The 9,069-nt window shown below is 58.8% G+C and carries 7 protein-coding genes; 2 read left to right on the top strand and 5 right to left on the bottom strand.

Annotated elements, in window-relative coordinates; translation table 11 throughout:
• Positions 1 to 219: 219 nt before the first annotated feature.
• The 3 genes from DXD77_RS05010 to DXD77_RS05000 form a co-directional block, all read right to left on the bottom strand.
• Positions 220 to 882: a response regulator transcription factor gene (locus tag DXD77_RS05010; RefSeq protein ID WP_006234733.1), complete on the bottom strand. Its 663-nt coding sequence runs from the start codon at positions 880 to 882 to the stop codon at positions 220 to 222.
• A gap of 50 nt (positions 883 to 932) precedes the next feature.
• Entirely contained in the window at positions 933 to 2,270 is a 1,338-nt protein-coding gene (locus DXD77_RS05005) for a glutamine synthetase family protein (protein ID WP_117648002.1), read from the bottom strand.
• A gap of 134 nt (positions 2,271 to 2,404) precedes the next feature.
• Positions 2,405 to 3,427 (bottom strand): LacI family DNA-binding transcriptional regulator, encoded by a 1,023-nt coding sequence (locus DXD77_RS05000; RefSeq protein ID WP_158549090.1) that lies wholly within the window; start codon positions 3,425 to 3,427, stop codon positions 2,405 to 2,407.
• 235 nt (positions 3,428 to 3,662) lie between these two features.
• Here DXD77_RS05000 and DXD77_RS04995 point away from each other — a divergent pair, with 235 nt between their 5' ends.
• Complete coding sequence (locus tag DXD77_RS04995; RefSeq protein WP_117647999.1) at positions 3,663 to 4,697, top strand: sugar kinase; 1,035 nt, start codon at positions 3,663 to 3,665, stop codon at positions 4,695 to 4,697.
• 255 nt (positions 4,698 to 4,952) lie between these two features.
• A complete protein-coding gene (gene eda, locus DXD77_RS04990) occupies positions 4,953 to 5,594 on the top strand; it encodes a bifunctional 4-hydroxy-2-oxoglutarate aldolase/2-dehydro-3-deoxy-phosphogluconate aldolase (protein WP_117647998.1) in 642 nt (213 codons plus the stop codon).
• Between the two features lie 393 nt (positions 5,595 to 5,987).
• Here the strand turns inward: eda and DXD77_RS04985 are convergent, their stop codons facing one another.
• Both DXD77_RS04985 and DXD77_RS04980 read right to left on the bottom strand, forming a co-directional pair.
• Positions 5,988 to 6,680, bottom strand: coding sequence for a GntR family transcriptional regulator (locus tag DXD77_RS04985; RefSeq protein WP_118335436.1), 693 nt, complete (start codon positions 6,678 to 6,680; stop codon positions 5,988 to 5,990).
• Between the two features lie 541 nt (positions 6,681 to 7,221).
• Positions 7,222 to 8,475 carry an ATP-binding protein gene (locus DXD77_RS04980; RefSeq protein WP_158549089.1) on the bottom strand — a complete coding sequence of 418 codons (1,254 nt, stop codon included), beginning with the start codon at positions 8,473 to 8,475 and terminating at the stop codon, positions 7,222 to 7,224.
• Positions 8,476 to 9,069 lie beyond the last annotated feature (594 nt).

The following is a 9,069-nucleotide window of genomic DNA, read 5'->3' as shown; positions in this document are numbered from 1 at the left end:
GGCCGTGTTCCGCTATGCGGTTGTCAATTTGCGAAAGAAATTATGCGTCACCTAGTAGGGAGATACGGTAACTAAATGATATTCGCTAGATAGTGGTATACGTTTGATATTGTTTTTACTGACACACTTTTAATCGGTAAAAGGTCTTCTTATCGCCCTAAACGAGAAAAGGGTACTGGAGAAATCTCCGGTACCCTCACATTGCCCTCTATTTACTTGCTAGTCCTTAAACAGATAGCCCACGCCGCGGACGGTGGTGATGTGCGCCGCGATCTGCGGGCCCACCTTGGAGCGGATGCGTCGAATGTGCACGTCGACGGTGCGCGTGCCGCCGCAGTACTCAAAGCCCCACACGCGGTGCAGCAGCACCTCGCGGCTGTAGGCGCGGTTGGGGTGCGTCGCCAAAAAGCTCAGCAGCGAGTACTCCATCAGCGTCAGGTCGATGGGCTCGTTATCGAGCGTCACCTGGTAGGTAGCCAGGTTAATCTCGAGGTTATCGATATTGAGCACATCGTCGGCGGTGACGGTCTCCTCCTCGCCCATCAGACGCTGCGCGCGAGCCTTGAGCTCGTTGGGCGTCGCCGTGGGGCATACAAAGTCGGCATGCGCGTGATTGGGCAGGCGCAGGGTGCCGAGCGCCTCGTCGTCGACGATCACCAGCATGGGGACGCCGCCGCGATCGTCAAGCCACTTGGCAATCTGATCGATGCGGTCGCTGCGGATGCCATCGGAATCGAGGATCAGCAGGTCAAAGTCGTGCGCCGCAGTTGGCGAATCGGGGGTTGCCAGGCTCACCTCGACACCCAGGGTAGTCGTCAAGCTGCGGGCAAACTCGTGGAAGCGCGTCGTGCGCGCCATGAACAGGGCACTCTTTTCGGACATATCGGCCTCCAAAGAAATGAGCTCAATCGTACTGGAACAAGCCAGCGCGATTAGGAGTTCGCCAGGTAGTGCTTGATCTCCCACTCGGTGATCGTAGACTCAAACTTATGCCACTCGTCGCGCTTCTTTTTGAGGAAGAAGCTGTGGATGTGCTCGCCGAGGGCATCCTTCATAAACTGCGAGTCCTCAAACACGTCGAGCGCCTCTTTGAGCGAGCGCGGCAGCGGCGCGTAGCCGGCCTCGACCATCTGACGGTCGGTAAGCTTGAGCGTCTCGGCCGTGGCCTCGGGCGGGAGTTCCAGCTTGCGCTCGATGCCGTCCAGACCAGCCGCCAGCGTGACGGCGTTGACCAGGTACGGGTTGGCCATGGGGTCGGGACTGCGCAGCTCGATGCGCGTGGACAGCGGCTTGCCGGGCTTGTAGACCGGGATGCGGACCATACTCGCGCGGTTGCGCAGGCCCCACGTGGCGTACTGCGGCACGGAGTCGCCACCCGTGGTGATGCGCTTGTACGAGTTGACCGTGGGATTGGTGATGGCGCTGATCTCGCGCGCGTGCGCCAAGATGCCGGCCATGTAGTGCTTGGCGATTTCGGAGAGGTGGTACTTCTCGTCGTCCTCGCCCCAAAAGACGTTGTTGCCGTCGTGGTCGAACAGCGACTGATGCAAAAACATGGCGCTGCCGTCCTCGCCCGCCAACGGCTTGGGCATAAAGGAAGCGTGGCAACCGCTCTCGTAGGCCTGCTGCTTAATGATGAGTTTGGCCGTGGTGATAGCGTCGGACATGCTCAGGGCCTCGGCGTGACGCAGGCTCATGCCATGCTGCGAGCGACCGGCGGCGTGGAAGGTGTACTCCACGGGCACGGACATCTTCTCGAGCGTGAGGACCGTGTTGCGACGCAGGTCGCGGGCGGCATCGCTCACCGAAAGATCGAAGTAGCCCACGTTGTCGAGCGGCTCGGGGGTGTGCTCGTCGGGGAAGTAGTAATACTCCAGCTCGGCACCCACGTTGAGCAGATAGCCAGCCTTCTCGGCCTTGCGGAACATGCGGCGCAGGGCATCGCGCGGGTCGCCGGCAAACGGCTTGCGATCGGGAGTGCACACATCGCAGAACACGCGGGCGACGCCGTTGTGGCTCGGGCGCCACGGCAGGATCTGGAAGGTCGAAGCATCGGGGAACGCCAGCATGTCGGCTTCCTCGGGCGTGGCAAAGCCCTCGATGGCGGAGCCGTCAAAGCCAATACCCTCCTCAAAAGCGACCTCGAGGTCCTCGGGGCTAATGGCAAAGTTCTTGAGGCGGCCGAGAATGTCGACAAACCACAGACGCACAAAGCGGATATCACGCTGCTCTACGGAGCGGAGTACGTAATCGATGTTCTGCTGGTTCATGTCGCTCCCCTTTCTTTCGGGCGGGTTTCGACTGGTCTATATCGCAGATACTATCGCAGAAAAATGTTTCCGCAGGGTTAAAGCGTATCAAGCGCTCAAAAAACGTGGGCGAACAGGCCGTTGCGAACGAGCGGCTAGCGTAAGGTCGAGGCGCGGTGTTCGATGTGGCCGGGGATCTCGATGCGCTTGGGGGCGAGCTTTGCGGCATCGCCCACCGTAGTGGTAACGATGTCGATGCGTTCGGACAGACGCTCGACTACGCGCTCGGCAATGGTAAGAGTGTCCTGCGCTGCCGTGGTCACACCGCCAAAGAGCACGTGGTTCCAGGGATAGTCGTCAAACGTTGCGATCTTGAGACCCGCCGGCAACGAAGGTCCCAACTGTGCCAGCGCCTCGGTCAGGCGCAGGAAGACCAGACCGTTGACGGCAATGAGGCCGAGCTTTTTACCCGCATAGCCGCGGATGGTCTCGTCCAGGCGACTGACACCCTCGACGCCACCGTCGGCCAGGGTGACGACCTCGCCCGCAAGACCGCGGCGCGAAAGCTCGTCGGCAAACGCCTCGGCGCGTTCGCGACGCACGGGGCTGTCGTCGCTTGCCTCGGTGAGCAGGCACAGGCGCTCGCTGCCCGCAGAGGCCAAGGCGTCTACCAGGCCGGCGACCAGCTCACGGTTGTTGGAGGTCACCAGATCGACACCGCCGTCGGCAACATCGCGGTCGAGCAGCACGACGGGCAGGCGTCCCGCAGCCTCGGCGATCGCCTTGTCGTTGCCTCCGCAGGTATTGACGACCAGGCCGTCCACGCCGGCATCGATAAGTCTGGTGAGCGACTCTGCCTCCTTGGCGGGGTCGTTGCCGCTAATGGCCGTCATGAGCGAGCAGCCGCGCGCGGCGGCGCTGGCGGAAAGCCCTTCGAGCATGGCGCTGGAGAACGGGTTAGCAATGTCGGCCAAGATCACGCCGATGAGGTTGGTACGCGAGCTGCGCAGATTGCGCGCGGCGGCACGTGGACGATAGCCGGTGCGCTCGATAACTGCCGCGATGCGAGCACGGGTTTCCTCGGTCATCTGCCCAGGGCGGTTGTTGAGATAGCGCGAGACCGTGGCCGGGCTCACGCCCGCCTCGGCAGCAATGTCCTTAATCCTCATCTGCGCCATAGCGCACCCCGTTTCCCAATTGTCGGCAGTCTGAGCCATTTTAGGCATTTTTTTAAAAATCTCGCTTGCAAAACGTTGTAGATGAGTATACTACAACTCGAAACGAAACCGATTTCGTAAACCGATTTCGGCAAGCGTTGGCACGGAGGTGCAAAGATGTACCCTACCGTCTTGGCACCTCCGTGCCAACGCCATATCAAAGGTGTACGCACGAGCAAGAAGGAGCTGCGCGACCATGGGTAAAACGGTTCTTACCTTCGGCGAGATCATGATGAGGCTCTCGCCCAAAGATCATCTGCGCATTGAGCAGGCGACCGAGTTTGATGTCCGCTACGGCGGCGCCGAAGCCAACACCGCGCTTTCCCTGGCCTACCAGGGTGACAAGGCAGCTTACGTCTCCGTTGTCCCGGCCAACCGTCTGGGCGAGTGCGCCCTGCGTTCGCTGAAGGTCTACGACGTCGATACCTCGCGCGTCGTGCGCCAGGGCGACCGTCTTGGCTCCTATGTGTTTGAGGTCGGCGCCTCGCAGCGCGGCAACGGCTGCGTCTACGACCGCAAGTACTCTGCCATCAACATGGCCAAGCGCGACGTCTTTGACTGGGATGAGATCCTCAAGGGTGTCGATGTCTTCTACTTCTCCGGCGTGACGCCCGCCGTCTCCGACGAGATGGCCGCCGCCTGCAAGGATGCCCTCACCGCCTGCCGCGCCAAAGGCATCGCCACCGTGTGCGACGTGAACTATCGCGGCAAGATGTGGTCGCCCGAGAAGTCGCAGGCCACCATGAAGGAACTCCTGCCGCTCGTTGACATCTGCATTGCCAACGACGAGGACGCTCCTGCCGGCCTCGGTATGACCTGCGTCTCCGGCTCCCTTGCCCACGGCATCGAGGAACGCGACACCTACGTCGAGATGGCCCGTCAGATCTGCGCCGAGTACGGTTGCAAGAAGGTCGCCTCGGTCGTCCGCAACATCTCCTGCGTCGAGCGCTCCATTTGGATGGGCATGCTCTTTGACGCCGAGAGCGGCGAGCACTGGTTCTCCCCCGCTCACGACGTGCACGTGCTCGAGGGCGTTGCCGCCGGCGACGCTTTCAACGCCGGCCTCGTCCATGCCCTCATCAACGACTTTGACCCGCAAGACGCCGTCAACTACGCGATTGCGGCCTCGATCCTCAAGCTCACCATCAAGGGCGATTCCAACCTGGTGACCGCAGACGAGATCGCAGCCGTGGCATCCGCCGCCGACGGTGGCACCCGCGTCGCCCGTTAATTCGTTCCCCATTCCGCGGACTGCAGCTTTCCATACCCATACCCCTGCAGCCCGCTCCCCGATTCCTCCGGCCAGGTAGAACCACTTAGTCCCATTCCGGTTTTGTCTGGCATTCCTTCACGACTGGCCTCGTAGCCGGTTCCGAAATTGCTTGTGACCCAAGCAGTGCCTCCGATAACCAATCCGGAACCGGCTCATGGCCAATCTTCTTTGGCAATCACGCGCCCGTGCGCGCCTCACATCGAAAGGAACACTATGTTCGATCAGTTCTACACCACGCTTGAATCCCTGGGCATCGTGCCGGTCGTCGTGCTCGATAAGGTCGAGGACGCCGCACCGCTCGCCCACGCCCTTATGTCTGCCGGCATGAAGTCCGCCGAGGTCACCTTCCGCACCGCCTGCGCCGCCGAGTGCATCGCCGCCATGGCTGAGGCCGAGCCCGAGATGTGCGTCGGCGCCGGCACCGTCCTGACTGTCGAGCAGGTTGAGCAGGCCCGCGCCGCCGGTGCCAAGTTCATCGTCTCCCCGGGTTACAGCGAGGACGTCGTGAAGCACTGCATCGACATCGACTTGCCCGTCCTTCCCGGCACCGTGACCCCCTCCGAGGTTACCGCCGCCGAGAACCTGGGGCTCAAGGTCACCAAGTTCTTCCCCGCGGCTCAGTATGGTGGCCTGAACACCATCAAGGCCCTCGCCGCTCCGTTTGTCGGCCATCGCTTTATGCCCACCGGCGGCGTGAGCACTGCCAACGTCGAGGAGTACCTGAGCTCCTCCGCCATCATCGCCTGCGGTGGCACCTGGATGGTCAAGCCCGCCCTGTTCGCCGATGGCGACTTCTCCAAGGTCGAGCAGATTGCCCGCGAGGCCATGGACGTCGTCAAGAAGGTCCGCGGCTAGGTTTAGCTCTCTATCGTGAAAGGGGGCGTGCCCTAGACCTCGCCCCCTTTCTTTTAAAGCGGCTCGGAAGCGCGCCGTTTCCGTCACGAACAAGAACCAAAACCGTCTTGTATGCTGATAGAACGTGACGGAAGCGACACGCGCCCGAGCCGCTTTGCCTACTCGGCTGGCAGTCGCGCCCAGCTGAGCCACTTCGACAAAAGCCGAGCCACCAAAACAGCTGCGGCGCCGTCTGGAGGAATGGACCCTTGCTTCCGGTTTTTTCCTCCAAGCGGCGCCGCAGCCTTTTCATGCCCCGATTGCACCCCCGCACTTGCGGTGAAACACGGACTGCTTACGCCGCCAAAGCCGCAAAACAGCCCCTATTTAACCGCAACTAATGTAGGGAACGAGTTAGATGGCCGAGTCTTTAGGCAGCTCAAAATAGTCGGGATGCAAGGCGATAACCGGTCCCTGTTCCTCGGGCATCAGATGCAGGTGTGTCTCTGCCAGATAGCTCGCCGTGTCGGTATCGCCCCTCTTAATGGACTCGAGAATCCGGCGATGCTGACGACGAATCGGCTCCCAATCCATATCCTGCGACACCATACGCAACCAGTTGTACCGCTCAAAATGCGTATTGACGCTCTTCATCCAATCCCACAACATGTGGCGGCCGGCAATCTCAAAGCACGTCTCGTGGAATAGGTTGTCCAGATCGAAAAAGCGACGCGTTTCGCTATGGTCGAGCGACTCGGACTCGGCAAGAATCTGCTCGAGCCGATGTTTTTGCTCAGGCGTGGCGGCAGAGCAACATTTAATGAGTACGCTTCTCTCGAGTTTCTCACGCAAGAAACAGGCGTTCTCGGCGCGCTCCATGCTGATTTTTGAGACATAGGTGCCGCTTTTGGGACGCGTTTCCACTAGCTCCTGCTCACGCAGGCGCACAAAGGACTCGCGAATGGGCGTGCGCCCGATTCCCGTCTCCTTTTCCAGACCAATCGCCGAAAGGCGCGTGCCGGGCCTGAGCTCGGCATAGATGATCTTAGAGCGCAGTGCGTTGTATGCCTGATCTTGCAGGCTCTGATAATGCTGGTGCTGTTCCATAAAGCCCTCGGATGAAGCCCACGGTTTGTCGAATATCACCACGTAATACTATCGCATCGACACGCCCCAGCTCCCAATCAGTCTTTTTGGGACGGGGCTCTTTTAGCTACCCTGGCCCGCAGATCGGCCCCCCTTGCCACAAAAGTGGCCCATCTACTACGTTAACACGGATAGCCTCGGCCATACCGAAAACCGTGAAAACAAAACCGCAGGTAGATAGCTTGTCGATTTTCGAAAAAACCGACTATGGTTGACCCCTGCGGCTTAAACGTAGTAGATAGGCCCTTTTCGTGGCGCAGCACTACTGCACCCCAAATTGGCACCCCGAGCCTGTTATAAGTTGCTGTGAAATACGGACGGTTGATAATCAAGGGTTGAAAATCAAGGCGCGCTATACGGCTTGCTATATCTCACTATACTTTGCTGTACGTCGCTGTACTTTGCTTTAACTTGACAATAATCGGCCCGTTACCATCCGGGATATAACGGACCCCAAGCCAACGCTGGCTTGGGGCCCGTCTTGTACCATGGCTCTTTTGGACTATGAGCGCTCGTATTTCGTGGCCCGCCCGGTTCCCTGCCTTACGATTGCATTCCGTTCAAGCAGAGATTCGAGTGCCGCCAACGTCCGCATGCGGCTCAGCCCCGTCTGTTTTTCAATCTCGCTTCGCGACATAATTCGCCCGCCCGACAAGGCCTTGAGAACCTGGACCTCTTCCTCGGACCCTTCAAAGGCATCGGTAACGGGCAATGTGACGGCCACCATGCCGCCGCGAACATCAAAAATTGGTTGATTGATCGAATCGCGATAGGCACGTCTAATGCGCGCGATTCCCGTACCAAATTTCTCGATGTAATCCAGCTTTAAGAAGGCCTCTGCAACGATGGGGTTTCTGAGCACGGATATCTGCCCATACAGGTATTGTTCCGTCGTCAACCCGGCGGGCAGCGATCCAGGGGAGGTCACAACGACACGATCATCGTACAGGGCAATTTGAACGTTCGCTCGAACGTCCCACGTCCGATGCACCAAAGCGTTTGCAACAGCTTCGCGGAATGCCTCAAGAGGAATTCGATCGGTTTGGACGCGCTCCATCCCTTCGATACGCTCATAACGGTAGTAGCGTGCAAACATAGCCACCGCCCTGTCCGCCTGCTCAATTGCGGATACATTTGTCGCCGCCTCGCGATCCAAGATCACATCCTCGGTATCGCCAAAACGGACGCAGTCGATGCCTGGAAAATCATTCTTATCCGCTAAAATCGCCGCGGCATTGGTATAGCCATCCTTGCCGAGCAAGCGGAGCGTACGCATGATATCCGGCGTTAGCTCGGAAATGCCGAGGTGTTCAACACACTTATGCTCGAGCGTATGAAAGCCCAAGTCCTGGCGAGCCGACGTGAGCGCGTCGAACGTCACGTTGCTGCCTTCGAGCGTCAGCCTGCCATACTCAAACCGGTCGACCTCCACCGTTGCCGAATCGTTTCGTCTGTAGGCCTTTCCCTTGCTTCGATAGGGTTTGTCCTGTCCCTCATAAACCGTAAGGATTACGGTCCCGTGTTTCTCATCGGACTCGAGCGTGTAACGGGGAGCGGGATCCAAGCTGTCATTAATCATGTTCTCAATGCGGAGACACTCTGCGACCGGATCTGCAAGGCCGACAGCCACGCCCTCGTCATCAACGCCAAACTCAATCTTGCCCGTCCCGTAGTTTGCATAGGCGCTCACCGTTTTAAGAAACGTCGGCGTAACGCTTTCCTTGTATTCGACTGTAGGGCTCTCTCTAACAACCATATGCACAACCCCCTCGTTTCGTACCATTCATAACCGTATTATAAGACGAAAACCGTTTGCGTACTGATTTATATAAGACGCAAACTGTTTTCGTCTTGATTTGCGTACGGAATTAAGACGCATAATTTCGCTTTCGTATGGCTCAATACCGGACGCAGACTGTTTTCGTCTGTCAATACGTCTGAAATCCAAACGAAAAGAGCCCCGAGCTCGTATGAACTCGGGGCTCTTTGTGCCGCACATCTATGAGAGGAAAAATTCGATGCGTACGGGCGCTACCCCATGAAGCCGCCCTGGGATGGCGGCAACCTCGCCGTTACCCGTCTGATGGGTGTGCTCAAGGCATCCGTTCCCCTCTTTATCGACGTAACGGGCAAAAAAGTTCGTCGAGGAGACCATCCGCACGCACCACGGTGTGGCCGACGCCATTGAGACGCGCAACCCCACCGCCGCTCACGATGCGATGTATCTGCACCTGGTCTACAACCGCAATATGATTGCGGAAGGCACACAAACAAAAGGCATTTAAGGCTCGACAATAATCTTTCTTTGATAAAACGCAGGCAGCGAGCGCTTGCGTTTTATCAAATGGTG

Origin of the sequence: Collinsella sp. TM09-10AT (assembly GCF_003436275.1) — a bacterium.
GTDB lineage: Bacteria > Actinomycetota > Coriobacteriia > Coriobacteriales > Coriobacteriaceae > Collinsella.
Note: the sequence above shows the minus strand (reverse complement) of the source record. Positions and strands in the feature narration are given on the sequence as shown.